Source organism: Pedobacter alluvionis (genome assembly GCF_003664035.1).
In the GTDB taxonomy this organism is placed as follows: Bacteria; Bacteroidota; Bacteroidia; order Sphingobacteriales; family Sphingobacteriaceae; genus Pedobacter; species Pedobacter alluvionis.
Genome location: NZ_RCCK01000013.1, coordinates 434,569 through 459,214, shown reverse-complemented (window position 1 = coordinate 459,214; position 24,646 = coordinate 434,569). Strand labels below are relative to the sequence as shown.

General features: G+C 38.5%; 24 protein-coding genes. 3 read left to right on the top strand and 21 right to left on the bottom strand.

The window, feature by feature from the left end:
- Positions 1-164: 164 nt before the first annotated feature.
- From BCL90_RS18760 to BCL90_RS18725, 8 genes are all read right to left on the bottom strand, one after another.
- Positions 165-1,811, bottom strand: a complete 1,647-nt coding sequence (locus BCL90_RS18760; RefSeq protein WP_121285745.1) for a UxaA family hydrolase — start codon at positions 1,809-1,811, stop codon at positions 165-167.
- 1 nt (position 1,812) lies between these two features.
- Positions 1,813-3,324, bottom strand: coding sequence for a tagaturonate reductase (locus BCL90_RS18755; protein ID WP_121285743.1), 1,512 nt, complete (start codon positions 3,322-3,324; stop codon positions 1,813-1,815).
- A 97-nt stretch (positions 3,325-3,421) separates the two neighbouring features.
- On the bottom strand, positions 3,422-4,435 hold the full coding sequence (gene pelA / locus BCL90_RS18750; protein ID WP_121285742.1) for a pectate lyase: 1,014 nt from the start codon (positions 4,433-4,435) through the stop codon (positions 3,422-3,424).
- A 197-nt stretch (positions 4,436-4,632) separates the two neighbouring features.
- Complete coding sequence (locus tag BCL90_RS18745) at positions 4,633-6,564, bottom strand: glycoside hydrolase family 88 protein (protein ID WP_121285740.1); 1,932 nt, start codon at positions 6,562-6,564, stop codon at positions 4,633-4,635.
- Positions 6,565-6,571: 7 nt separating this feature from the next.
- Positions 6,572-8,245: a glycoside hydrolase family 28 protein gene (locus BCL90_RS18740; RefSeq protein ID WP_121285738.1), complete on the bottom strand. Its 1,674-nt coding sequence runs from the start codon at positions 8,243-8,245 to the stop codon at positions 6,572-6,574.
- 159 nt (positions 8,246-8,404) lie between these two features.
- Positions 8,405-9,361 (bottom strand): pectinesterase family protein, encoded by a 957-nt coding sequence (locus tag BCL90_RS18735; protein WP_121285736.1) that lies wholly within the window; start codon positions 9,359-9,361, stop codon positions 8,405-8,407.
- 809 nt (positions 9,362-10,170) lie between these two features.
- Positions 10,171-10,422 carry a DUF6814 family protein gene (locus BCL90_RS18730; RefSeq protein WP_121285734.1) on the bottom strand — a complete coding sequence of 84 codons (252 nt, stop codon included), beginning with the start codon at positions 10,420-10,422 and terminating at the stop codon, positions 10,171-10,173.
- Between the two features lie 11 nt (positions 10,423-10,433).
- Positions 10,434-11,957 (bottom strand): MFS transporter, encoded by a 1,524-nt coding sequence (locus BCL90_RS18725; RefSeq protein WP_121285733.1) that lies wholly within the window; start codon positions 11,955-11,957, stop codon positions 10,434-10,436.
- Positions 11,958-12,108: 151 nt separating this feature from the next.
- Here BCL90_RS18725 and BCL90_RS18720 point away from each other — a divergent pair, with 151 nt between their 5' ends.
- Entirely contained in the window at positions 12,109-12,999 is an 891-nt protein-coding gene (locus BCL90_RS18720; protein WP_121285731.1) for a bestrophin family protein, read from the top strand.
- A gap of 27 nt (positions 13,000-13,026) precedes the next feature.
- Here BCL90_RS18720 and BCL90_RS18715 read toward each other — a convergent pair whose 3' ends face one another.
- From BCL90_RS18715 to BCL90_RS18700, 5 genes are all read right to left on the bottom strand, one after another.
- Complete coding sequence (locus BCL90_RS18715) at positions 13,027-13,443, bottom strand: peroxiredoxin family protein (RefSeq protein WP_121285729.1); 417 nt, start codon at positions 13,441-13,443, stop codon at positions 13,027-13,029.
- On the bottom strand, positions 13,431-13,568 hold the full coding sequence (locus tag BCL90_RS25770) for a hypothetical protein (protein ID WP_166792083.1): 138 nt from the start codon (positions 13,566-13,568) through the stop codon (positions 13,431-13,433). The genes BCL90_RS18715 and BCL90_RS25770 overlap by 13 nt, the downstream gene beginning before the upstream one ends.
- 67 nt (positions 13,569-13,635) lie before the next feature.
- Positions 13,636-14,922 carry a hypothetical protein gene (locus tag BCL90_RS18710; protein ID WP_244094975.1) on the bottom strand — a complete coding sequence of 429 codons (1,287 nt, stop codon included), beginning with the start codon at positions 14,920-14,922 and terminating at the stop codon, positions 13,636-13,638.
- Positions 14,923-15,077: 155 nt separating this feature from the next.
- Positions 15,078-15,605 (bottom strand): hypothetical protein, encoded by a 528-nt coding sequence (locus tag BCL90_RS18705; RefSeq protein WP_244094976.1) that lies wholly within the window; start codon positions 15,603-15,605, stop codon positions 15,078-15,080.
- A complete protein-coding gene (locus BCL90_RS18700) occupies positions 15,598-16,107 on the bottom strand; it encodes an RNA polymerase sigma factor (RefSeq protein ID WP_394341714.1) in 510 nt (169 codons plus the stop codon). The genes BCL90_RS18705 and BCL90_RS18700 overlap by 8 nt, the downstream gene beginning before the upstream one ends.
- 584 nt (positions 16,108-16,691) lie before the next feature.
- Between BCL90_RS18700 and BCL90_RS18695 the strand changes: the two genes are divergently transcribed.
- Complete coding sequence (locus BCL90_RS18695; RefSeq protein ID WP_121285725.1) at positions 16,692-17,096, top strand: hypothetical protein; 405 nt, start codon at positions 16,692-16,694, stop codon at positions 17,094-17,096.
- Positions 17,097-17,246: 150 nt separating this feature from the next.
- Here BCL90_RS18695 and BCL90_RS18690 read toward each other — a convergent pair whose 3' ends face one another.
- The gene (locus tag BCL90_RS18690; protein WP_121285723.1) at positions 17,247-17,603 is read right to left on the bottom strand and encodes a helix-turn-helix domain-containing protein; all 357 of its coding nucleotides are present in this window, start codon (positions 17,601-17,603) and stop codon (positions 17,247-17,249) included.
- Positions 17,604-17,605: 2 nt separating this feature from the next.
- Positions 17,606-17,935 carry a type II toxin-antitoxin system HigB family toxin gene (locus tag BCL90_RS18685; protein ID WP_121285721.1) on the bottom strand — a complete coding sequence of 110 codons (330 nt, stop codon included), beginning with the start codon at positions 17,933-17,935 and terminating at the stop codon, positions 17,606-17,608.
- 133 nt (positions 17,936-18,068) lie between these two features.
- Between BCL90_RS18685 and aspS the strand changes: the two genes are divergently transcribed.
- The gene (gene aspS, locus BCL90_RS18680; RefSeq protein ID WP_121285719.1) at positions 18,069-19,814 is read left to right on the top strand and encodes an aspartate--tRNA ligase; all 1,746 of its coding nucleotides are present in this window, start codon (positions 18,069-18,071) and stop codon (positions 19,812-19,814) included.
- 178 nt (positions 19,815-19,992) lie between these two features.
- Here aspS and BCL90_RS18675 read toward each other — a convergent pair whose 3' ends face one another.
- The 6 genes from BCL90_RS18675 to BCL90_RS18650 all read right to left on the bottom strand — a co-directional run bounded on the left by BCL90_RS18675 (position 19,993) and on the right by BCL90_RS18650 (position 24,646).
- Positions 19,993-20,430 (bottom strand): hypothetical protein, encoded by a 438-nt coding sequence (locus BCL90_RS18675; RefSeq protein WP_121285717.1) that lies wholly within the window; start codon positions 20,428-20,430, stop codon positions 19,993-19,995.
- Positions 20,417-20,794 carry a phage holin family protein gene (locus tag BCL90_RS18670; RefSeq protein ID WP_121285715.1) on the bottom strand — a complete coding sequence of 126 codons (378 nt, stop codon included), beginning with the start codon at positions 20,792-20,794 and terminating at the stop codon, positions 20,417-20,419. The genes BCL90_RS18675 and BCL90_RS18670 overlap by 14 nt, the downstream gene beginning before the upstream one ends.
- Positions 20,795-20,847: 53 nt before the next feature.
- Complete coding sequence (locus BCL90_RS18665; RefSeq protein WP_025142262.1) at positions 20,848-21,114, bottom strand: YtxH domain-containing protein; 267 nt, start codon at positions 21,112-21,114, stop codon at positions 20,848-20,850.
- Between the two features lie 71 nt (positions 21,115-21,185).
- Complete coding sequence (locus BCL90_RS18660) at positions 21,186-22,235, bottom strand: AI-2E family transporter (RefSeq protein ID WP_121285713.1); 1,050 nt, start codon at positions 22,233-22,235, stop codon at positions 21,186-21,188.
- A gap of 64 nt (positions 22,236-22,299) precedes the next feature.
- Positions 22,300-23,718 (bottom strand): sigma-54-dependent transcriptional regulator, encoded by a 1,419-nt coding sequence (locus BCL90_RS18655; RefSeq protein ID WP_121285711.1) that lies wholly within the window; start codon positions 23,716-23,718, stop codon positions 22,300-22,302.
- 148 nt (positions 23,719-23,866) lie between these two features.
- Positions 23,867-24,646, bottom strand: a complete 780-nt coding sequence (locus BCL90_RS18650) for an enoyl-CoA hydratase/isomerase family protein (protein ID WP_121285709.1) — start codon at positions 24,644-24,646, stop codon at positions 23,867-23,869.

The window sequence follows — 24,646 nt, the reverse complement described above, 5'->3', positions numbered from 1 at the left end:
CAAAACGAATACCTATTAATTTTTTTATTTATGTGATAATATTAGCCCCGGTCTGTGTCCCCACAGACCGGAACTCAATTTATATTTTATCTATTGGTGGTCTGTGAGGACACAGACCATGGCATTTGGTCTTAGACTCACGACTTCGGACTCATGACTTCAGACTACAAACTCACTCCTCTTTTCCATGGAATAAAGTCATCCTGGTTAAGCAACACTGCCTTAGGGATTACTTCGCCACTAGCCGCTTTAATGCAATATTCCAGGATATCTTCTCCCATTTGTTCGATGGTTTTTTCTCCTTCGATTACCGGACCACAGTTAATATCGATGATATCGCCCATGCGTTTTGTCAATGCATTATTGGTTGACACCTTAATGGTCGGGCAAACCGGGTTTCCCGTTGGCGTGCCTAAACCTGTGGTAAATAAGATTAATGTTGCACCCGATGCTGCTTTACCAGTGGTAGCCTCTACATCATTTCCAGGTGTACAAACCAAATTTAACCCTGGTTTAGTGGCCGGTTCAGTATAGTCTAAAACATCTTCTACTGGTGAAGTTCCGCCTTTTTTAGCTGCTCCTGTACTTTTAATCGCATCGGTAATTAAACCATCTTTAATATTGCCCGGCGACGGGTTCATAAAAAATCCAGAACCTACATTTTCCGCAGCCTGGTTGTAAGCCGTCATTAACTGGATAAATTTGCGGGCAGCGGTTTCGTCTTTTGTACGGTCGATTAACTGTTGTTCGGCACCGCAAAGTTCAGGGAATTCGGCCAAAAGCACCGTTCCGCCTAAAGCGACCAACAAATCGGAAGTATAACCTACCGCAGGGTTGGCACTAATACCACTAAAACCATCGCTACCACCACATTTTACACCCAAAACCAGTTTACTTACCGGCGCAGGCTGACGTTCAATTTTATTGATTTCGGTTAAACCGATAAAGGTTTTACGGATGGCTTCCTTAACCAGCTGTTCTTCGCTCTGTGATTGTTGCTGCTCAAAAATAAATAGAGGTTTATCGAAATTTGGACTACGCTGTTTTAAATCGTCCATAAAATCTTTCACCTGTAAGTTCTGACAGCCTAGGCTCAACACAGTTACACCAGCAACATTGGGATGATCGGCATAAGCGGCCAATAACTTGCTCAGCACAGCAGCATCCTGACGGGTGCCACCACATCCACCCTGATGGTTTAAAAACTTAATACCATCAACATTTTTAAAAACACGGTTGGCCGATGGATTGGCCATTCCGATAGAAGCTGGATCGGCTTCTTCTAAAATCTCGCCATTTTTATAAGCCTCTACCAACTGATGGGCATACGATTTATATTTATCGGTTACGGCATAACCCAATTCATTGTGCAAAGCCTCACGGATAACATCTAAATTGCGGTTTTCGCAGAAAACAGTAGGAATGAACAACCAGTAATTGGCAGTTCCAACACGGCCATCGCTACGGATATAACCATTAAAGGTTCTGCCTTCAAATTTGGAAACATCGGGCGCATGCCACTCATAATGGTATGGACGAAATTCGTAAGGATCAGAAGCATGTTTGGTATTTTCGGTATCCATTAACCCACCTTTTAGAATGAAATGTTGTGCCTTTCCTACCAATACACCATACATCATAATGTGATCTCCTGCATTCATATCCTGCATAAAAAATTTATGCTTGGCCTGGATATCATCCTGTAAAATATATTCCTGCCCATCGTGGATAACGGTTTCGCCTTTTGCAAGATTTTGCAGGGCAACAAGAACATTGTCGTTAGGGTGGATTTTTAAAATTCTAGTAACCATTTTAAATTGTTCTTTCTGAATGCAAGTTACTTAAAGTTTCTTTTGCACCCTTATTTTGTAATAATTCAACGTATGATTTTACGGCTGCGTTAAAGCCGGGATAATTGTTCAGGTTTTTATCCCAAAGGCGTCTGTCGCCAAGGGTATTATCTACAACGGTTTCAGGATGTTTCCAGTATTCGTATAACACTTCCGCAAATTCATCTTGTATAGGGAAGGTTTTTCCGTTAATGCTGGCCGTATAAATATCCCCATCTTTGTTTACATTCATAAAAAGAATATAAGCAGCAACACCCAAAGCGGTAAGTTGCGGCACTTCATTTTTTAAGGCATAATACTTTCTGATGAGCGGCATGTTGCGCATCTGCATTTTTGAAGTGAAGTTTAAGGTAATGGCCTGCCATTGGTGCTCTAAAAAAGGATTACTGAAACGATCGACCACACTTTCGGCAAATGCCAGGGCTTCATCATAAGTAATGTCTTCATTTACCACAACAGGAGCAATTTCCTCCTTCATCAATTTTAATACGTTGCTGGCGAAATCGTTATTGGCCATCGCTTCTTTTACCGTATTAAAGCCTGCTAAAATCGCCAAACCGCAGCTAATGGTATGTGTTCCATTAAGCAAACGAAGTTTTAGTTCTTTAAATTTATCTATGGAAGGAACAATGAAAATGCCTTTGTCTGCTTTTGAGAAGGATAACACTTCTTTCACTTTTTCGCTTGATGATTCGATTGCCCAAAGCCTGAAAGGTTCGGCCATGATCATGAGTTCGTCTTCGTAACCCAATTCGTTTTCGATGGCTTTTTGTTCAGCCTCCGGAAGTTTTCCCGGCACAATCCGATCAACTAAAGTTTTACAGAAGTGATTGGCGGTTTTTAACCAGTTTTCGAAATCCCATCCCAATTTATTCTGGATAGCAAGATCCAGTACAATTTCTTTCAATTTATCGGCGTTATCGCTGATGAGTTCCGTTGGCACGATCACCATTCCGCTTTCTGCTGAACCATTAAAGGCTTTATATCTTTCATGCAGAAAGGCCAATAATTTGCCCGGGTAAGATTGTGGCGGATTATCGGTAATTTTATCCTCGCTTTTAACGATTCCAACTTCAGTGGTATTCGAAATTACGACCTGCATTTCTGCCTGATGGGCGGCTTTTAAAATTTCGGTCCAATCTTGTGAAGCCGACAAAACCCGGCTGATCGAAGCGTTGATTGAGTTTTCTTCAACATTAACACCATCTTCAATACCTTTTACACAAAGGGTATATAAATTGTCTTGCTTCGCAAATTCGTCAGCACCACCTCTTGAAGTAGATTTAACGACCAAGACCCTACCATTAAAAATACCTTTTTGATTGGCTTTATCGATAAAATAATCTGGCAGACCGCGCAATAAAACACCCGTTCCAAACTGGATTACTTTTTCGGGCAAGGCTAAAATTTCGGCCGTAGGTTTTGTAACCTTGTCGCCGTTAATGTTTTTTAAATTTTCTTTGTTTAAAATCATATTCTTGCAGTTTCCGTCATTGCAAGTAATGAAGGAGTTCCCACCCATAGTAGTAGGATTGATTCGTGCCTCGCAATGACGATTTTTATTTTTTTATTTATTTCCCATTCGTGCTTAACCACTTCGGGTATTCTTTTTCAATTAATTTTTGTCCCCAGTTACCGTACCAGGCATAACCGTTGCGCCTTTCGGGACTTAACTCTTCCAATTTTGTTTTAATTGTATTGTCGCGGTCGCCGAAAATCGGGGTATTTTTATCAAGGTCGTAAAAACGCGCCCAGGTGTTGGCAGTATGATCCGCGACTAAAGCTGAAATATTTTTGTTCCGATCGAAGCGGTAACCAACTATTTTATAAGTATCAAACCATTTCACTGCTGCTGCAATTGCATTTTTTACTTCTGGTGATGGGTTTTTAAGCCTCATCAGGAAACGAACAATACCCACCGATTCACTTGTGCTTAATGAGGCCGGCTCAAATGCCCTGGCTTTTGCAGGCAACATCGAATCTTTATCGTATTGCGCAGCCCAAATGCTTAATGTTCCATTCTGTTTTACCTGTGTTTTTAAAATACAGTCTATTCCTTTTGTAACTGCTTTTTCTGCCTTTTTAATATAAGCTAGATTTACCACTTCGAAATCGTTCGTTTGCGTGGCAATATCCTGTAAAATGTTCAGAACATTGATCATCGCATCATCGTTGTAAGTAATTTCTGAACGGTACGAAGCTTTATCAGGATAATATTGAGGCCAGCCACCATTGGCATATTGAGCGGATAAAATATAATCCAATCCTTTTTCAGCTGCCGCTAAATAAGCCTTATTCTGTGTTTTTTTATAGGCTTTTACCAGGTAAACCACTTCTCTGCTGGTGGCTTTATTATCGAAAGTAGCATGTAAATCTTTAGTGGCTTTTATTTTGGCCAATAACTCAGGGGTTAAAGCTGCACCGTAGTTAACCACACTTTTATCATCCAGTTGCTTTGGCCAGCCACCATTGCCTAATTGATAAACAAGCATTTTATCTGCCGTAGAATCGGTAGGCTGCTGGGCATAACACGATAGTAATAAAGTGCTGCAGATTAGGGTGAACAATATTTTTATTTTCATCATTTTTGTTTGTTCCGTGGTCCAGACCACTAATTTTCTTTTTGTTTCCGTATGTCATGGTTTTTGTTTGCCACGGAGGCACGGATTAACACGGAGGACTTTTCTTTTTTATTCGCCATGGTTCGTATCTCCTTCGCCATGGTTCGTATCTCCACGAACCATTATTTATCTGTGTTCATCCTTTTCATCTGCGGTTAACCTTACTTCTTCCCGGGCACCTGCTTAATCAGCCAGCTCACCAAATCATTCGTAGCTTTAAAATTTTCAAATTCAGCAGGTAATTTTCTACCGTCGATATATTCATTATAAAACCAGGGATCGCCCACCGCGAAAACTGTTCCTTTACCATATTTTGCAGTAGCAACAATCACATCTCCTTTATCGGTTAAAGCAGGAACAGCGGGATTTTTCGCCACAATGGTCGAAATTTCTTTGATGTACACTTTTTTGGCCGTCTTGAAAACAGAATTCCCTGCCGGGATTTTTATTGCACCCTGTTCAAAATTTGCGCCCTGAACTTTATTGCGGCTATCTTCATTAAAATGAATTCCAAACGTTTCAGGTAGTACATTAAATTTCGAAATTTCGCAGTTGCCCACATCGTTCAAGAGCAGTACCAAAACGCCACCTCCTTTTACCCACTCACTGATCTGTTTCGCGTATGCAGCATTCATGAAATTCGGGTTTGCCGTTTCTTTTTCGGTATCTGGATCTACAATAATGTAAATGTTGGTTCCTTTTAGATTTGAAGTTGTTGGCGCAGTTTTAAGCGTCCTGGTTTTTACACCAGCATCGTTAAATACTTTACCGAATAAAGAGAATCCGTTGTTATCATCTTCTTCCCATAGGTAATGGAAAGGGATTTTATCTCCGGTTGGACCGGTCATGTATTCGTTGTTGAAGAAATTATCAACTGTAACTGTTAAACCTTTTCCATGTTTTGGCAGCTGATCAACTTCCATTTCGGCAGCGGCACATACAAATGCGCCCATCCCTTTAGGGTCGTTGGTAATTACTTTTTCACTGATATAATAATCGAAGCTGCCATCGCGGTATTTAGGCTTTCCGCCTAAACCAGATACGGAAACGGTTTTGGTCAAGTTTACCCTTTCATCGCCTGCTTTTTCTATAAATTCTTTCTTTAAACCTGCATAACCTTTATTAGCTGCTGCCATAAACGAAGGTGCCAACCAACCTTTACGTACTCCTTTGGCTAAGCCGTACACAAACATGCTCGATGCCGAACTTTCCAGGTAATTTCCTTTACGGGCTGGCATATCCAAAATATCAAACCAAACACCCGATTTCGGATCCTGGTACTTTAACACCGCTGTTGCTGTACGGTTTAAAATAGCCAGTAATTCTTTCCTTTGTGGATGATCGGCCGGAAAATTATCTAACACATCTACCAAAGCCATGATGTACCAGCCCATTGCCCTGGCCCAAAAGTTTGGTGATCGCCCGCTTGTTTTATCCGCCCACTGTTCAGTTCTGCTTTCATCATAGCCATGGTAAAGCAAACCTGTTTTTGCATCACGGGCGTTTTTTTCCATGAGGATAAACTGCTTGGCAATGTCATCAAAAGCAGCATCTTTTTTCATCAGTTTGGCGTATTCTGCATAGAAAGGTTCGCCCATGTACAAACCATCCAGCCACATCTGGTTCGGATAAATTTTCTTATGCCAAAAGCCACCTTCTTTAGTACGCGGCTGTTTTTGCAGCTGATCGTATAATTTAGTTGCAGCTAACAGATATTTCTGCTGTCCGGTAACTTTGTACAACAACAATAAAGCGCGACCATTTTTAATGTTATCGATATTAAAATCATCTGGTTTATAGGTGGTGATATTTCCCTCTTTATCCAGATAAGCATCCATAGAACTTTGGATGTATTTGAAATATTTTCCATCGCCAGTATTGCGCCAAACCGATGCAGCACCTTCCAAAACCACTCCCATATCGTACGACCATCTAGGGCCCTTTGGTCCTTTTAAAACAGTAGTATCCTGCCATAGCTGTTCCATTGCCGTTAGGGTTAACTGTTCCGACAGTTTCTTTTGGGCAAATCCACTTTGTGTTAAAATGGAAAAACCAATAAGTGCAGCTGCTCTAAATAAGATTGATTGCTTCATGATGCTGTTATTTTGAAATTTCCAGTGCTTTTTTATCTACTTCAGTACTCAAAACGGAAGCCGTTTTCGCTTTGGAAACATCGGTTCCGCTAATTTTTATCCCCTTTGATTTTTCGCCTGAAACATCAAATAAAATTTTGCTGTTAATTGGATAGCTAAGGTTGCTGATGTTGATATTAGAACCGTTCTGAATCATCACCACCGGACTGGTATTATCAGTAATTACATTTACGTTTTTCAAAAAAATTCCCGATGCCTCAATAATTTCGATGCCTTTTTTGGCTTTTATGGTTACGTTTTCGAGATGCACATCTTTGATGTTCATTTCTGGTAATCCCCTGAAAAATATGGCTTTTTCAGCACCATTGGCTACTACATCTTTAATGTAAAAGTTTTTGAACTGTGGAGTGGCTTCAGTAACAGGAACGGTAACCGTTTTAATGGCTTCACGTTTTTCGCCAGCTAAAGGAACCGGATCAACCGCAGCATAATACATGTCGAATAAAATGGCTTCGCCAGGAATATCAATCATGTTGATGTTGTTGATATAAATATTTTCAACCACACCACCACGACCGCGGGTGGTTTTAAAACGCAGACCGATATCGGTACCGATAAATGAACAGTCGTACACCCAGATGTTTTTTGCACCACCGCTCATTTCGCTACCGATTACAAAGCCGCCATGTGCATGATAAACGATATTATTTCTTACAATTACATTTTCAGTTGGTACACCACGTTTACGGCCAGCTTCATCGCGACCAGATTTAATGCAGATGCCATCGTCTCCCACATCAAAAGTGCTGCCTTCAATCAATACATTTTTGCAAGATTCAACATCAACTCCATCGCCATTCTGTGCAAACCAGGGATTTTTCACCTGTAAATTTCTCAAGGTTAAATCCTCGCAAAGCAAGGGATGCAAATTCCAAGCTGGTGAATTCTGAAAGGTAACACCTTCTAAAAGAATTTTTTTACAACCCGTTAATACCAATAAGTTCGGACGGAGAAAATCTTTAATATCTTGATAATCTGCTGCTGTTTTACCCGCCTCAATTACGCCTGCATTTTTAGTATTCGAACCCTTAACCGTTTTCTCTGAAGGGTACCACATTTTTCCATCGGCCCTCACTACACCACCAGAGGCAACCAGGGTTTTCCACTGTGTTTCGGTAAGTTTATCTTTTTTAACCATGCGCCAGGCACCACCGTTGCCATCAATGATCCCGCTTCCGGTAATGGCAATATTTTCGAGGTTTACACCCGAAATCGGACTCTGGTTTCGCCATGCAGGCTGACCTTCCCAATTTCCCTGAACGAGTTTATACTGGTTAAAATCAGCCGTAAACTGAAGTATTGCATCACGTTTTAAGTGCAGGTTAACATTACTTTTTAACTCGATAGGACCGGTTAACCACAAGCCTGAGGGGATTAATACCACACCTCCGCCTTTTTGGCTAACGCTGGCAATCGTTTTATTAATGCTTTCGGTATTTAAGGTAATGCCATCACCTTTTGCTCCAAAGCGGGTAATGCTAGTGGTATCTTTTTTAAATTTAACCTGCTGAATAATGGGTAAGTTTTGCTTTTGTTGAGCCATGGCAGAACCTGCAGAAGATAAAATTAAGCATGCGAGAGCTACTTTTATATGGCATAAACGACCAGAAATATGTTTCATTATTTGCGCTGTTAAATTATACTTGGTTATCGTAATAACAAGTGTACGTTGTTTGCAGTTAAAACAGAAGAGAAATCTATGCAATCGTTACCGGAAAACGAGGCAAAAAACAGTCTCCATAAACGAAATTAAAGACTGTATATCAACGATTTACACCCCTTATTTCAACTCTGGATTCCATCCACGGAAAACGTTTTCCAAAATATAGGTCTGGTATTCTATCTCTGTTAATTGGTGCGACCATTTTACCCTGTTTTTCGGATCTGCACCTTTCCCCTTGCTTTTATATTCTGCATAATAAGCCGTTTTCTCATTACTTTCCTTTCCCCAGTTGTTCCAACCTTCAGGATGAATAAAATCAGGTAATTCGCAGTTGAGGTAAACAACTTTAGCATAAGGCCTCCAGGGGCGGCCTAAGTAAAAACTATTGGCAGGAGCATCTCCCTTGATTTTACATTTGTTGAGTACGTAACCATATTTTGTGGTATCAGCAGTTGAAGCGGCTGTAATATAACCCGCCTTTTTGCAGAAAATGGTGCAACTTTCAAACCAGGCTGTCGAAGCACCGAAAATAAAATCGACCGTACCTTCAATGTAACAATTTTTATAATACTGGCGGTTATTGCCCCCATAGGTATAAAGCGTATCCTGGAAACCCAAAAACCGGCAGTTGGTGAAAATCAGTTTATCGCCACCGGCCCAAACGGCCACTGCTTGCCCCACCGGGCCCGACGAATTTTCGAAAGTGATGTTCTCAGCAGAAAAGCCTTCGCCATAAATGTAAAAACTGGAAGAGCCGGAAGTCCCTTTTTCTTCGCCAAAAATATTTTTCTTCTGTGCATAATCATCATAAGTTAAAATGGTTTCGTTTAAGCTTTCTCCAATAAACTTTACATTCTTTTTAGAGGCCGCCAAGATCAGTTTTTCTTTATAAATGCCTTTTTTAATAAAAATTACGGTTGTTTTGTTCCTGAAATCCGGCACCGCGTGGATCGCTTCCTGCACAGTTCTAAAATTTCCGCTTCCATCAGCAGCCACCACAAAATCGGGTTTAACATCTAAGGCATAAACCGCTGATGAAATACTTGTCAGTAAGAATAGGATGATTGCTTTCATATCAATTTGGTTAGGCTTAAATTAAAATCGGCCACGTAAAAGTATAAAACTTTGTAACGCAGCCGTGTTTTAAAATATATGATGAACAATTTTAAACATTAATATCCATCAGAAAGAAGTTTTTTTGAGATTAAACGTTGCAAACGATGTCGGGAACGATTGCATGGTATCAGCTTGCCTGAAAATAAAAAAGCTTAATCTTATTGATAACCCAGAAGGCTAAATGAGGCTGTAATTTATTTCAGCATCTTCCCTGTAAATAACAAACTTTGATCTTAAAAACTATAGTTTAGAGATAAATGTTGATTTTTTTCCGCTCTATGCCACGGTGGCATGGTACTTTGGAGCGCCAAAGTACCCAAAGCGCTCTGTCAATCCAGCAATGAGCCTTTTACACAACCCTATACACATCAAAAAAACAGCGACACTTCGTTTTGTGTTCAATACTTCTTTAAAACTTTAAATTAGCGTTTATGAACACAAAACCACTGCGTTTTAGGTTTGGTAATGCTATTTGTTCTATTCTGCACCTGTTTTTTTGATTTCTCCGGCCCTTGGGATTGACGGCGTTCTTCGGTTAAAACAATGTGTTATTTGAGGAAGCTAGCAAAACGCCTAAAAAATAAAACTCAAAAAGATGTATCCACACGATAGGCCTGCGCGGGTATGACGACCGTGATAATGGATTCTGCCTATGGTAGCTTGTCGAAGGGCCAGTTTTAAATGTCTTATAAGGCGTTTCAACGACCTGTCCCGGATCATCAGGAGGCTCAACGTGACAAATTCGAAATGAATTACAATTTTAAAAACTATAATCCTTCGGAACGTTCCGGCAAGTGATCGTACTCACCTTTCCATGCATAAAAGCCGAATATCATCAATCCTAAACTAATTGGGAGGAAAATAAACAGGATAATTCCCCATTGTAACATGGTATTGGTGCGTTCGATATCGGTGTGTGTTAAACCGACTTTATCAATCGCCTGTAAAAACAAAAAAGTCATTGCCAATGGCCCTAAAACCATCCAAACCAGGCCTAAAAATTTCTTTAAAGTATTCATCTTTTCCCTATCTAGTCGTTAATATTTTCGTCTCTTTTATTCGACAAATAAATGGTGCCAATAACCAGGCTCAATGCCGCTATACCTATCGGGTACCAAAGTCCTGATAATGGTGTAGAACCTGAAAAGCTTGCTATTAAGGTCGCAATAAAAGGTACTAGCCCCCCAAAAACACCATTACCAATATGATAAGGCAACGACATAGAGGTATACCTTATTTTAGTTGGGAATAACTCTACCAGGAAAGCCGCAATTGGCCCATAAACCATGGTTACCAGCAAAATCTGAAAGAAGATTAAGCCAACAAATTTCCAGAATACTGGCGTAGGTAAAACTTTGTCTTTTATTACTTCTTTCCCTAAGAGAATCCCTTTTGTTGCAGAAACCGTATCAATTTGCACCTTATTAAAGGAAGCTCCACTTCTAAGCATTACTTTTGTCGAAACTGTCCGTAAACTATCTGTAGAATTCGCAATTAAAACAGAAGATACAGGAGCCGGAGTAGCAGATAAAATATCAGCCTGTTCAATTTTAGTATAATCGGTATCGTCCAAAAACAGCTGATAGATGGGGCGATAAAAAAGAATACCTAAAAGCATACCACTTAACATGATCCATTTCCGGCCAACCTTATCACTCCAGGCACCAAATACCACAAAAAATGGCGTCGCAAAAGCGATTCCCCAAAGTAAAATATACCTCGAATCATTAAAATCCAGCTTACAGGTATTCTCTAGAAACGATTGTGCATAAAACTGCCCCGTATACCAGATTACTCCTTGCCCCATAGTAGCGCCAAACAGCGCCAGGAGCACCATTTTAAAATTCGCTTTGTTATTAAAGCTCTCTTTCAGCGGATTTTTTGAGACATTTCCTTCAGCCTTTAATTTAGAAAACATCGGCGATTCGTGCATTTTCATGCGGATATAAATCGAGACTACAACCAGTACGATCGACAAGAGAAAAGGGATTCTCCAACCCCAATCGCCAAAAGTTTCTGCGCCTAAAATATTCTTTGTAATTACGATAATTCCCAGCGAAAGAAACAAGCCCAAAGTTGCAGTAGTTTGGATCCAGCTGGTAAAAAAACCACGTTTGTTTTCAGGCGCATGCTCTGCCACATAAGTAGCTGCACCACCATATTCACCACCCAAAGCCAAACCCTGAATTAACCTTAATATTAAAACCAAAATGGGTGCAGCATAACCTATGCTTTTGTATGAGGGAATTAAACCGATAAAAAATGTCGAGCCGCCCATTAGTACCAAAGTGAGCAAAAAAGTATATTTCCGGCCAATTAAATCGCCCAACCTGCCAAAAACCAATGCACCAAATGGGCGAACAATAAAACCAGCTGCGAAAATAGCCAAGGTGTTGATTAAAGCGGATGCCCCGGCATCTTCCGGAAACAGCTGATGGCCAATGATAACCGCAAGGCTACCAAAAATATAAAAATCATACCATTCAATCAGTGTACCTAAAGATGATGCACCGATAACTTTAAATATATTGTTCCTGGGTAAAGTGTCGCTCATAAGTGATTTAGAATATTTGGTTTCCCAAGATAAACATTTGAATGACAATTGGCAACCTGTACCGTTTGTCATTTAATTTGTTACACGACCAAACATTTCGGCTTTAGTTTTGTATTTTCATCCGTAACGAATTTATTTTTCATCAGATTATATGCTTTTAATACAAAACATCAGATTAAGTAGAATTTTAAGAAATACGTGGCATATTGATCTGATCATGATTGCCTCTTGTACTGCGGCGTACTTTGTGCGCGAGTATTTAATTGCCCACCATTTCTCCATTCCATCCATTATTCCAACGGTTTTAGGTACGGCTATCGCCTTTTTTATTGGCTTTAACAATAACCAGGCTTACGATAGGTGGTGGGAGGCCCGTAAAATATGGGGAGCATTGGTAAACGATTCCCGATCCTTTGCAAGGGCTTTGATTAACTATGTTGATGAAGATGATGAAAGTGTAAAACGGATGGTTTGCAGGCACATTGCGTTTTTATATGCCTTAAAGGCGAATTTGAGAGGAACGGTAGACGAAATTTACACCAAATATTTAACTGAGGCAGATTTAAAGGAAATTGCGAAACACAACAATACACACAATGCTATTTTAAATATTCAATCCAGAGATTTACAAAAGTTATCAAAATCAAATGTTATCGATGGTTTCCGTTTTATTGAGATCAATGAGATGCTTACACGGTTTTCCGATTCTATGGGCATGAGCGAACGCATTAAAAACACCATATTCCCTACTACTTATTCCTACCTTACTAAAGTATTTATCTGGTTATTTGTGGTAACATTTACCTTGGTAATCAGTCAGGACGCAGGGCCTGCAGCGATATTTTTAGGTTGGTTAATCGGTTTTGTATTTGTATCCACGCAGATTAATGGAATGAGTCTGGTTAACCCTTTCGAAAACAATTCGGCAGGTGTTCCGCTTAACCAAATCACCAGGACGATAGAGATCAATCTTTTGCAAATGCTCGAAGAAGACGAGATTCCCGAGCCTGTTAAACCTATAAATAACGAATATGTGCTTTAAGCGATTTGGGAGCTTCCATAATTCCGACTAATTGTTTAATTCAGCTTTTAATTTCTCCTCAAAAAGCATCGACTTTGCTTTGAACTGTGGGTCAGAAAAAGAAATATTGGCTGTGGCATAAATAATCTTTCCATTCTTTCCAACCAATATATTCGATGGAAAACCATGATTAATGTTTAGTTTTCTGATCTCGTCTTTGCTCAATGATACAATTTCGTATTTGTAGCCGTTCTGTTTTTGAAATCGCCCGGCACTGGCAGGGCCATCATGGGTAATGCCGATAAACCTTATAGCCTTTTTGCCATATTTGGCCACCAAATTATTTAATTCTGGCATTTCAGCAATGCAAGGCGGACATTTTTCGAACCAAAAGTTAATGACCACTACCTGATTTTTTAAATCGGCATTGGAGAAAAGCTTTTTATTGACGGTTAAACCATAAATGAGGGTAAGTCTTTACCCGTTAAATCTTCGAAGAAAGTTTCTTGCGTAGCCCATTTAACTGGCACTTCTTGTGCCAGTGCTGTAAAAGAAATAGCAGAGAGCAAAATAAAAAGGTAAATCTTCATCAGTGCTAAATATAAAAAAGTCCCACCAATACGGCAGGACTTTAAGATTTGTTTGGTTTAAAAAATCTTATTTAAAGGTAACAGAACCATATTCAGTTTTAATGGATACGTTTGCAGCACCACCGCTACCAATCTTGCCAGTATATTTTTTAGTTTCATCATCTTTACTTACCAAATTTGATGTTACGTTCGAACCATATTTAAAGCCGGCATACGAGGTAGAGACATTAAAATTTCCATTATAACGATCTGCAAAGCCCAAACCAACACTTACATATTCGCCTCCGAAGGTGAAGTTTTTACAGGCCGGGGTAATTTCGCTCACATTTAACCGGTTATAATCCATATTAATGTTTGCATCACCATTAATTGAGCCTAATGTAACGTTTGAATATTCTGCTTTAACTGTAATTTTACCTGCCGATGCAATATTTAGATCGCCATAAGCCTGTTTAGCCACCGTATTGCCTTTAACCGTATTGATGTTTACTTTTGCATATTCTGCATTTAAAAGCAGGTTCCCCCCGATAGTGCCAACGGTTAAACCCCTGCCGTATTGCACTTTAATATCAGCCGATTTCCTGATCGTATTGATGTTTACAGCAACATACTCTGCGTCAAGTTGTAACGTACCTACGACGCCAATGGTTACCGGACCATTATATTCATGTTTTACAACTGCAGCATTCAGGTCCTGAATATCACATTTACCATATTGAACATTGATGTAGTTATTTACGTTGCTTAAATTGCCAGCCACCAGATTGCCGTATTCCACCTTTAAATAAGTTGGACCGGAAAAATTACCCAATTCTACGTTACCATATTCTTGTGAAACCGTTAATGGGTTCACTGCTGGCATATACACCACATAGTTTACTTTTACTTCCCTTCGCCAGGTGGTTACCCCATTTTTTACCCCACGGCCATAACGTCCGCTTCTATCACCCATATTCGTTCTGAAAGTAACTGCATCGCCGTTTTTAGTTGCATCAATACTTATTCCATCAATCAGTTTTTGCGCATCATTATCCGAACTGCTGTAAGCTTTAATATCTACATCTACACGTACTTCTTTTTTGTCCCAGGTTTTAATAGTGATCGATCCGTATTGATTGTTTAAATTAATCTTATCGTTATTGTCTACATTAAAACTCTTGCTAAAAGATTTTGAACGTTCGGCATCGCCCCCCGTTTGTTTATACCTTGAAGTATTAACCATCGCTACCATTGATGATTTTTCTACATTTTCTACAACTACTTTCTCTGAAGGGCTATTTATCACCCCTTCTTGCGCATTTGTTTTTACGGCGATTAAAGCCATAATGGCTAAAAATATTCTTAGTGTTTTCATGTTGTTAATTGTTTAAACACCTATTCGCTTAAAACCTGCCGGCTGGCCGTAAGCTTTCGATGTAGTGAGCGCTCCCCTCTTAGTATCAAGTTGTGTGAATCGGGTATCAAGATAGATTCTGTTATTACTATAATTTCGCTTTTGCTACTTTTAGCTTAAATCTGGTTAACTCTTTTGTAATCGTCAACCTGGTTAATAATCAATAATTGTTGTTTTAATAATTGCAATTGTATTTCACGGTTTTTTACCATAGCCTTTACCACAAAAGTTTGATTGGGCGAGGTTGGCAGCTCTGCTTTTAACCTTTCGTAATCTTCGTCAAGCTTTCTCAAATCAGCGGTAAATTTTTTATAAAGTTCCGGATTTGCTGAGGCAAAAATAGCCAGACTGTCTCTTTTTTCGGTAATTAAACCAGCAAAATGAATGTCTTTTCTGGCATATGAGCTACTAACATCGGCTATTTCTAAATCTTTGTTTTGCGATTTTCCTACGTACAACCAAGCTAAACCGAAAACTACCACTATTGCTGCTGCCGTACTTATCCATAAATACAGCTTTACCGGCTTTTTTTTCTTCTTATTGTCTAAACCTTGTTCAATCTTTGCCCAAAGTTCTGCCGATGGCTCCATGATATCGAAAGCTTTACGGTTTTCTTTTACAAAGGTTTCTAATCTATTATTCATCTCTCATCCCTTTCGTTTCTAAAATACTTTTTAACTTCTTTTTAGCCCGCATGTACTGTGTACGGCTGGTATTTTCACTTATTTTTAAAATGTGTGCAATCTCTTCATGGTCATAACCTTCTAAAAGGTATAAACTCAATACAACCCGGTAGCCATCTGGCAATTGGGTGATGGCTATTCTTATTTCCTCAGCCTGCAACTGCACTTCACTGTCATCAAAACTATCTTCATCCGGTACTTCCGATAATTCGTCTGTACTCACAAATTCCATCTTGCGCTTACGCAGGTAATTGATGGATTTGTTGATCACGATCTGTTTTAACCAAAGCCCGAAGGTTGTTTCCTGCCTAAAATCAACAATTCTGGTAAACGCATCTAAAAATGCTTCCTGTAAAACATCTTGCGCCTCTTCCTCATAATTTAAAATGCGCAGTGCCACATTATACATGGCCTTTGCGTACAGTTTATACAATTCAAACTGTGCTGCGCGGCTACCCTGCATGCATTTTTTTACGAGTTCCAGGTTTTTATCGATGTATACGGCTTCCAAAATTTCGAATATTCTGATTATAAGACATAAGGGATTTTAAAACGTTGCATCAAGGTATAAAAAAAGTTTAAAATATGTTAATACAGTATTAAGATCAGAATCAAATGTGGCTATTATGCTTAGGAGCGAAGTATTTCCTGCTATGAAATGCAGCCTTTTCGTTTCCGGAATATGAAAAATATTTTATAATTAAGAGAAAATGAGCGGTTCTGTGCTTTTGGCATTTTCAGTCCCGCTTTTTGGTACGAGTTCCGATGAAAGATCGGAAGCTCTTCCCGTCAATCGGGTTTAGATACAAAGTTTGGTGCCCTGAAAACGGCCCTTTGTTAAATAAACCCGACAGGAGCGGACATCTGATTTTTCATCGGGATAAAGCGAATGGCGGGCCTGAAATACCTATGAAATACTGCCCTTTCATTTCCAAATGAAAAATAATGAACCTATTAGAAAATGGGCAGTCCTGTCCTTTTGTGGAAAATCAGCTCCCTAATCATCATAAATTTGAAAACCCTGATACAAACCATTAACTTCATGCCATGGAAACCGATTTAATCCTTTCAGCAATTAACGAGCTACACCAAAAAGAAAACCAGGCTCTAGAAAGTAAAGATGTTACGGCATATACAGCTATGTTTGATGATGGCTTAAGCTTCACGCCTTTTGAAAAACCAACCATAAACAAACGCGATTTTACCATCGATTTAAAAAAATATTTTAGTGGAATTAAAGAAATCCATTCCAGTTATTACCGGATTAAATCATCTATGGAAGATGAAGTTTTTACCGAAAAAATTGCCCGTAAATCTGTTCTTTTAAAACCTAAAATGCTTGTTTTTTCTAAAAAGCAGACCATCCAGACAGAGGAAATATACCACTGGAAAAATATTAAAGGCGAATGGAAAGTAATCGCTCTTGAAATTGTACTGGAAGAGAAATACTAATGACTGAAGATAACTGGTAAAAGTCTCTTTGCTTTTCATAGCGATGCCCTGGAGGAATGTTGACTCTTATTTAAATATTCCACAAGAAACTTTGAGTAGATTGAAATCAAAAGCATAAATTTAGGATATGTATTATCTTCTGCAAAAAATTTATGCCGAATGTAGAAACACATCAGAGGGGATGCTAAAATAGTTTTTAAGTTTTTGAGCCATTTTTAAAGTAATGTCTCTTTTTCCTGACAATATTGCAGATACATGTCCCTTGCTTCCTATAATCGGCTCTAAATCTTTAGCCTTTATACCCATTTCATTCATTTTATATTTAATTACTTCCAATGCATCCAACTCAGGCAGTTGATAATGTTTTTCATCAAAATCTTTTACCAAAACAAGTAACAATTCTAACTCATCACCTTCAGGTGTATTCGGTGTTGCATGAAAAATTTCCATCAATCTCATTGATGCCCTATTATAGTCGGCTTCGCTTTTTAATATTTTCCAATTCATCGCTATAGATCATTATACGTTAAAATTTTAGTATCAAAGGCGATTGTTTCAGTATTGATTTTATCATATTCCTTGTGTGTTCCAAACCAGATCACATAACATGCCTGCTGTATAAAATTTACAGACACTATCAATCTAAAATCGCTGCCTTTAATGTTGAAGATAACCCGATTGTTTGCTACAATACTTGCATTCCCATATACATTTTTAAGCTGATTGAAATTATCAAACCTTATCTTGCTAAATTCATGAAACCAAACCAACAATGGTACTTCTGCTAAAGGGTAAGCTTTAACATAATACAAAATAGTTTTCTTCACTAAAATTTTCATTGTTCAAATGTAACTAAAAGTTCTCAAAATGCAAACTTTTAGCTTACTAAAAATCCAGCCTCAAAAACCTTCAGCTATAGCTCTAACTTTAAAACAAAATCGGTATTTTTGCCGCTCAATTTAGATTATATATATGTTAAGAACAGTAACTTGTGGTGCATTAAACCTAAATAACTTAGGCGAAAGTGTTACGTTATGTGGTTGGGTACAAAAATCAAGAGATTTGGGCGGTATGACTTTTATCGACATCCGCGATCGTTATGGCATTACCCAGTTGGTTTTTAACATGGATGATAATAAAGTGCTTTGCGAAACTGCACGTACGTTGGGTCGTGAGTTTGTAATCAAAGCAATTGGCACTGTTGTAGAAAGAAGCAACAAGAACCCTAAAATGGCAACCGGTGATGTAGAAATTAAAGTTTCAGCTTTAGAAATTTTAAATGCAGCAAAATTACCTCCTTTCATGATCGATGATGAAACAGATGGTGGTGATGAGTTACGCATGAAATACCGTTATTTAGATTTACGTCGTAATCCGGTGCGTAATAACCTGGTTTTACGCCATAAAATGGCACAATCGGTTCGCCGTTACCTGGATGCATTAGATTTTATCGAGGTAGAAACCCCTGTTTTAATTAAATCAACACCAGAAGGTGCCAGGGATTTCGTGGTGCCTAGCCGCATGAACGAAGGTGAGTTTTATGCTTTGCCTCAATCGCCGCAAACCTTTAAACAATTGTTGATGGTTTCGGGTTTCGACCGTTATTTCCAGATTGTAAAATGTTTCAGGGATGAAGATTTAAGAGCCGACCGTCAGCCTGAGTTTACCCAGATCGATTGCGAAATGTCATTCATTGAGCAGGAAGATATCTTAAACACTTTTGAAGGTCTGATCCGTACTTTGTTTAAAGAAGTACGCAATTACGATTTACCGGAAGTACCGCGTATGCAATACGCAGATGCGATGCGTTTATATGGATCTGACAAACCCGATACCCGTTTTGCGATGCAGTTTGTAGAACTTAATGATCTGGTTAAAGGAAAGGGATTTCCCGTTTTCGATAATGCTGAACTGGTAGTGGGCATCAATGCAAAAGGTGCTGCAAGCTATACCCGCAAGCAATTAGATGAATTAACCGATTTTATTAAACGTCCGCAGATTGGTGCAACAGGTTTAATTTATGCCCGCCATAATGATGATGGAACAATTAAATCATCTGTAGATAAATTCTTTAACGAAGAAGATCTTAAGCAGTGGAGTGAGGCTTTCGGAACAGAAAAAGGCGATTTATTACTGATCTTAGCCGGCTCTACCGATAAAGTACGTAAACAGTTAAACGAGCTTCGTTTAGAAATGGGTAACCGTTTAGGTTTACGTGATAAAAATACATTCTCTGCCCTTTGGGTATTGGATTTCCCACTTTTAGAATGGGATGAAGAAACAGAGCGTTACCATGCTATGCACCACCCGTTCACATCGCCAAAACCAGAGGATATTGCCTTATTAGATACCGATCCTAAAAACGTACGGGCGAATGCTTATGATATGGTAATCAACGGTACTGAAGTTGGCGGCGGATCCATCCGTATCCACGATCGTACATTGCAGGCTTTAATGTTTAAACATTTAGGCTTCAGTGCAGAAGAAGCACAAAAACAATTTGGTTTCTTAATGGATGCTTTCGAATTCGGTGCACCTCCACATGGCGGGATTGCCTTTGGTTTCGATCGTTTAACCTCAATTTTTGCAGGTTTAGATTCCATCCGTGATGTGATTGCTTTCCCTAAAAACAACTCAGGAAGAGATGTAATGATTGATAGTCCGAGTACAATTGATGATAAACAATTGAAAGAATTGAAAATTAAGACTGATTTGTAGATTAAATTAGTTCACTAGTTCGTTCATTGGTCATGGAGTAGAATAGCATGATTTACAAGGCTATGTGTTACATGTTCAATAAACATACAAAGCCTCAGAATTTGGAATTCTGAGGCTTTGTATGATATCATTTTTACGCGTTGCTAACGAATGAACTAATGGCTAATGAACCATTGAACTAATACGTTTCACTATCTGGCGGGATGCCATAATCGATAAATTTTTTATCCTTTTTTTCTTTCTTTTTGCCAAACCAACCTTTAACCGAGTTAAAAATCGCTGACAAATGTTCTGCATCTAAAGATTTACCCACTTTACCTGAAATCAATCCTACAGCTGCTTTAGTTAAAAATCCAGCACCTCTGAAAATGGTTTTATTCATGAACATAGGTAAAAGCAACGACATGGCCGTACCACTGATATTTAATTTTTCGTCTGCTTTGAATAGGTTATTAGGGGTAGCATAACGCTTAATCAATGCACCAAGCGTAAACTGCTTAAAGAAAGTTTTTGTATCTGATTTAAGCATATTCTGCTTAAGCGTGTACTCAACCTTAAGTTCTAATTTTCTAGCCTGCAGGTCTTCTAAGTTTCGGATGTCTTTATAGCTTCTCATCTTCCTCCTTATCTGCAAGTTTATCAAAGTATTTTCTAATCGCTACATTGATAATTGCTTTTTCAATGTATTTGTCTTTGGTTAAATAAACAATTATAGCCAGCAAAATATAAAAAAAGGAAACACAGCCAAAGCCTCCTGCATAACTACCTAAAAGGTCTGATAAATACAAGGCCAAAGTTACAGAGCCAAATAAAAAGGCTAAAATAAAGCAAACTATAACAGCAGTACTGGTTACCAGATCGGCAAAAATTTTGGATGCTTTTTCTACAATATAAAGCCTGGTGTACTCTACTTTGGCTTCTAAAAAGCCCTTGGCATCGTCTACAAGATCTTCAATACTTTTATCTTTATTCTCCTGCATAATTCAGATGAGATTTAGCCGGACAAAATACCCGGCTATGCAATATTTATTTATTAAGCGTGTTCTACGTCGTCGCTATATTCTTCTTCTACGCTTCTCAATTTGGTTTTAATCGAGCTTACTACTTTGTCTTTCAGGCTAGCCAAATTATTAATCTCGTCTGCAGCTTTGTCTTTGATAGAATCGCCCAGATCTTTTAAAGATTGGCTTAGTTTATCGCGGGTTTCATCACCTTTATCCGGTGCGAATAAAATTCCTAAGGCTGCACCGGCAGCTAATCCTGCTAAAAGCGCAACTACAACTTTTGAGTTATCATTCATAATCAATTTATTTTAAGGGTTAACAATTATGTACAATATAAAATTACTACATTATTTGTTGTTAAGCTATATTATAACTCACTATGCTCATCATTTGTTTTAATTCTTTCCAATCTTTCTGATGCAAGCGTACTGGTTTCGTAAATCTTAACAAGCAATATAAAATAAGATAACAGCAGCGGACCAAATACAAGTCCCAATATTCCGAATAAAGGGATACCAATAATTACGCCAATTACTGTAATTATGGGGTGAATGTTTCCAACTTTTTTCGCAATCATGAACCTAAGCACGTTGTCGATATTAATAATCACCACAAAACCAAAAATAAGCATGGCCCAGCCAGCAAAATTATTCCCGTTTGCAATCTGCAATATCGCAGCAGGAACAAAGACAACAGGGGGACCTAAAACAGGCACAAAAGAAATAAATGTTGTAATTACGCCCCAAAACACTGGGTCTTTATATCCCAAAACATAAAAAGAGAGGCTCAAAAGCGAACCCTGAACGAGGCAGATCAGACCTTGTCCTAATACATTTGCATAAGTTGTATTTCTCATTTCATCGCCAAAACGAAGGGCGTTCTGCTCCCTGAATGGCGCATATTTGATCAATGAAAACTCGAATCTTTCTCGCTCTATTAACATAAAGTAGAGTAAAAAGTACATCACCAGTAAGCTTAATATAATATTTACTGCACTCGATATTAAAGACGGAAAAAGCTGAGTAGCCCAATTTCCCAAACGGTTTAATCCATCTTGAATAACATCCTGGTTAATTTTAACCGGAATGAGGTGTTGTAATTTAACCAGTAGATTCTTGAAAAAAACCTCATTGTTCCTCAGTTCTGAAATTTTGCTAATAACCATACTGCTTAATGCATAAAAAGGCATTACAATAAGTATGATAGAGATGGTGATGAGAAAAATGGCCGTAACTCTTCTGTTCCACCCCTTATTTTCTGCCAAATGGACATAGGCTGGCCTCATTATTGTATAAAGCACCAAAGTACTTAAAATGGCACTAAAAATACTTTGCAAGGAATATGCAATTAACACCCCAAGCGCAATAATAATAACCAGGTTGATGTTATTGCGTTGTTTATAAGAGAATACTGACATTGTTAGGCAATAAGATTAATCTTTAAATGCTGAAATGGCTAATTTTGTTTTCCTAATTTAAAATTTATTGCCCATCACCAATCTCAATAAATCTGATTTTATTATATAATGTTTTTCTGTCGATATTTAAAATTTTTGCCGCTTTGGTTTTATTAAAATTAACCGCTTTTAGCACTTCTAAAATAGCAGAATATTCTGCTTCTTTGGCAGCATTTCGTAAATTAAGGGCTTGATCATGATTTAATGTTAACGGCAAAAAAGGCGCTTTTTTTTCGTGCGGTGTTTTAGCATAATCAGTCCTTCCAAGCTCCAACGGTAAAACATGAGTTTCTATGCAATCACCATCAGTTAATAAAGCAATTCGCCTAATCACATTCTTCAGCTCGCGTACATTACCTGGCCAATTGTATGCCAGTAAACATTTCTTCACCTCATCAGAAAAGCCTTTAATATTCTTGTTCAGCTCTTTATTTACTGTGGCCAGAAAGTGCCTGGCAAAAATAAGGATATCATTATCCCGGTGTTTTAGTGATGGTACATGTATAGAAAATTCATTAAAACGGTGGTATAAATCTTCTCTGAATGCACCCTTTAAAATCGCTTCCTCTAAATTTTCATTTGTAGCTACAATAAGCCGCACATCCAGATCAATCTCCTTTGTACTTCCAATGCGCTTTATTTTCCGCTCCTGAACCGCCCTGAGTAAAGTTGCCTGGATCTCATAAGACAAATTACCGATCTCATCAAGAAATAATGTACCACCGTTAGCTTGCTCAAAGTGACCAATTTTAGTAAAAGCTGCTCCGGTAAATGCTCCTTTCTCGTGTCCAAAAAATTCACTGGCAGCTAAATCTTTGGTTAAAGAGCCGCAATCCATAGCGATGAAAGGCTTTTCGCTACGCGAACTATTTAAGTGAATGGTTTTAGCAACGCATTCTTTGCCTGTTCCACTTTTCCCCGTTAAAATAACGGTATAACCTGTTTTCGCAATGAGTTGGATTTGTTTCAGCAATAAAGCTGAGGCGTTGCTCTCCCCATTTATATACTCCGGGCAATTTAGCGCATCGGAAATGACATTGCCACTAATACTTTCAAAATTTTTAGGTGATTTTAGTGTTCCATGGGTTTCCAGGGCTTTATTTATGGTATTTAAAATTTCATCCGGGTAGAGCGGCTTCACAATATAATCATAAGCCCCCAGTTTTATCAATTCTACGGCAAGTTTAATATCAGAGTAACCTGTAATAATAATCACACCCGTGTTTGGATAGTTCTCCTTAAGGTGGATTAAAATCTCTTTCCCATCTGTATCATCCAAGCGATAATCACACAATACCAAATCGAAACGCTCCTTTTCAAGGGCTTGTAAAGCCTTTTTACCTGTTGTTACATTCGAAACATGAAATCCTTTTTTAGTTAAAAATTTGTAAAGCAATAAGCCGAGACTAATTTCATCGTCAACAATGAGTATCTTCTTTTTCATGAGTAGCGTTATTAGTATAAAAACCCATATGCAGCGATAAATACTCAAGGGTTAATAATTAAATAACAATTTACTCAAAAAAATTTGTATTGAAAAGCTTTTGCAACATTTTTGTGATGCAAAAAGTAAAATTAATACTACATCGATACTACTTTCCAGAAAAATTTGCTTTTCTCTTTTCAACAAACGCCGTTACGCCCTCCTTAAAATCGGCTGTTTCAAAACATTTACCAAATTCTTCAATTTCGGTAGCGTAGCCATTGTTGTTATTTACTGCTGAGACAACAGCCTTTATTGCAGCCGAAACGGCCAGCGGTGCACGTTGCTTAATCGCATTTAGTATTTCTTCAGCCTTACTAATCAGATCAGGTTGTGGAACAACATAATTTACAAGGCCTATTTTTTCTGCCACTGAAGCAGTAATCATGTTTGCGGTCGTAATCATTTCTATTGCTTTACCTTTTCCAACCAATTGGGTGAGGCGTTGGGTACCTCCATAACCAGGGATCAACCCTAAAGTAACTTCCGGCAGCCCTAATTTCGCATGATCTGATGCAATGCGCATGTGGCATGCCATTGCCAACTCCAATCCTCCACCTAAAGCAAATCCATTTATGGCTGCAATAAATGGCTTTGGAGAATTTTCAATGGCATTAAAAACCTGATCGTGACCAAGTTTTGCTAAATCTTCTCCCTGTTTACCGCTATAATCAGAGAACTCTTTAATATCAGCCCCTGCAACAAAGGCTTTTTCACCTGCTCCGGTTAAAATAACACCTCTTACCTCCTCAGTTTTACCTGCATAAGCAATTACATCTGCCAGTTCGGCCAAAGTTTCTTTATTTAAGGCATTTAACGCCCTTTCGCGATTGATAGTAACGTATAAAATGTTTTCTTTTATTTCTGAGATTAAATTCTGGTATGCCAT

Bases quoted from the DNA above. Each gene is read 5' to 3' on its own strand.
- BCL90_RS18760 (WP_121285745.1), bottom strand. From the start codon at position 1,811: ATGGTTACTAGAATTTTAAAAATCCACCCTAACGACAATGTTCTTGTT.
- BCL90_RS18755 (WP_121285743.1), bottom strand. From the start codon at position 3,324: ATGATTTTAAACAAAGAAAATTTAAAAAACATTAACGGCGACAAGGTT.
- pelA (WP_121285742.1), bottom strand. From the start codon at position 4,435: ATGATGAAAATAAAAATATTGTTCACCCTAATCTGCAGCACTTTATTA.
- BCL90_RS18745 (WP_121285740.1), bottom strand. From the start codon at position 6,564: ATGAAGCAATCAATCTTATTTAGAGCAGCTGCACTTATTGGTTTTTCC.
- BCL90_RS18740 (WP_121285738.1), bottom strand. From the start codon at position 8,245: ATGAAACATATTTCTGGTCGTTTATGCCATATAAAAGTAGCTCTCGCA.
- BCL90_RS18735 (WP_121285736.1), bottom strand. From the start codon at position 9,361: ATGAAAGCAATCATCCTATTCTTACTGACAAGTATTTCATCAGCGGTT.
- BCL90_RS18730 (WP_121285734.1), bottom strand. From the start codon at position 10,422: ATGAATACTTTAAAGAAATTTTTAGGCCTGGTTTGGATGGTTTTAGGG.
- BCL90_RS18725 (WP_121285733.1), bottom strand. From the start codon at position 11,957: ATGAGCGACACTTTACCCAGGAACAATATATTTAAAGTTATCGGTGCA.
- BCL90_RS18720 (WP_121285731.1), top strand. From the start codon at position 12,109: ATGCTTTTAATACAAAACATCAGATTAAGTAGAATTTTAAGAAATACG.
- BCL90_RS25770 (WP_166792083.1), bottom strand. From the start codon at position 13,568: ATGAAGATTTACCTTTTTATTTTGCTCTCTGCTATTTCTTTTACAGCA.
- BCL90_RS18710 (WP_244094975.1), bottom strand. From the start codon at position 14,922: ATGAAAACACTAAGAATATTTTTAGCCATTATGGCTTTAATCGCCGTA.
- BCL90_RS18705 (WP_244094976.1), bottom strand. From the start codon at position 15,605: ATGAATAATAGATTAGAAACCTTTGTAAAAGAAAACCGTAAAGCTTTC.
- BCL90_RS18700 (WP_394341714.1), bottom strand. From the start codon at position 16,107: ATGCAGGGTAGCCGCGCAGCACAGTTTGAATTGTATAAACTGTACGCA.
- BCL90_RS18695 (WP_121285725.1), top strand. From the start codon at position 16,692: ATGGAAACCGATTTAATCCTTTCAGCAATTAACGAGCTACACCAAAAA.
- BCL90_RS18690 (WP_121285723.1), bottom strand. From the start codon at position 17,603: ATGAATTGGAAAATATTAAAAAGCGAAGCCGACTATAATAGGGCATCA.
- BCL90_RS18685 (WP_121285721.1), bottom strand. From the start codon at position 17,935: ATGAAAATTTTAGTGAAGAAAACTATTTTGTATTATGTTAAAGCTTAC.
- aspS (WP_121285719.1), top strand. From the start codon at position 18,069: ATGTTAAGAACAGTAACTTGTGGTGCATTAAACCTAAATAACTTAGGC.
- BCL90_RS18675 (WP_121285717.1), bottom strand. From the start codon at position 20,430: ATGAGAAGCTATAAAGACATCCGAAACTTAGAAGACCTGCAGGCTAGA.
- BCL90_RS18670 (WP_121285715.1), bottom strand. From the start codon at position 20,794: ATGCAGGAGAATAAAGATAAAAGTATTGAAGATCTTGTAGACGATGCC.
- BCL90_RS18665 (WP_025142262.1), bottom strand. From the start codon at position 21,114: ATGAATGATAACTCAAAAGTTGTAGTTGCGCTTTTAGCAGGATTAGCT.
- BCL90_RS18660 (WP_121285713.1), bottom strand. From the start codon at position 22,235: ATGTCAGTATTCTCTTATAAACAACGCAATAACATCAACCTGGTTATT.
- BCL90_RS18655 (WP_121285711.1), bottom strand. From the start codon at position 23,718: ATGAAAAAGAAGATACTCATTGTTGACGATGAAATTAGTCTCGGCTTA.
- BCL90_RS18650 (WP_121285709.1), bottom strand. From the start codon at position 24,646: ATGGCATACCAGAATTTAATCTCAGAAATAAAAGAAAACATTTTATAC.